This is a genomic window from Roseivirga ehrenbergii (genome assembly GCF_001593005.1).
Classification (GTDB): Bacteria; Bacteroidota; Bacteroidia; order Cytophagales; family Cyclobacteriaceae; genus Roseivirga; species Roseivirga ehrenbergii.
The window spans coordinates 1-560 of the sequence record NZ_LQZQ01000031.1 but is presented as its reverse complement, the minus strand read 5'-3'; the positions used below and the strand labels follow the sequence as shown (position 1 = coordinate 560).

Genomic DNA, 560 nt, shown 5'->3' with positions numbered 1-560 from the left:
GGTACGGCCACTAATCCAGTAATAACCAGCTTGAAAAAGGTAGATGGTACTACAGACTTAACAGGAGGAGAAAATATTATAAGAGTTACTTTCACTACCACAGGAGTAGCTGATGGTTCTGAAGTTGTAAAAATTGATTTTGCAGATGGAAGTTCTGTTTTCGATGCCGCTGGAAATGCAGCAAGTGCAACACAAAGCAATAACACCAGAACTTTAAATGACCTAATCAAGCCTAACATTACAGGCGTTAGTTTAGCCGCAGACAACTCTTACATTGATGTGACTTTCAACGAAGGAGTTTATGAAGACAATTGTACGGGAGATGGTTTACAAGCAAGTGATTTTAACCTTTCAATCAGTAATGGCACAGCTACCACTCCAGTCATTTCAAGCGTAAAGAAGAATGATAATACGGCAGAAGGATCAGCTACAGCACTTTCAGGTGGAGAAACCGTAGTTAGAATTTTCTTTAGTGTAACAGGTACACCAGATGGAGCTGAAACCCTAGAGGTAGACCTTCAAGCCAATGCGGTATTTGACCAAAATGGGTTAACCGCAGA

The 560-nt window shown here is 40.7% G+C and carries 1 protein-coding gene; it reads left to right on the top strand.

Annotated features, from left to right (window positions below; genetic code table 11):
• Positions 1–30: 30 nt before the first annotated feature.
• A partial coding sequence (locus MB14_RS10220) for a hypothetical protein (protein WP_157716578.1) occupies positions 31–560 on the top strand: 530 nt, incomplete at its 3' end.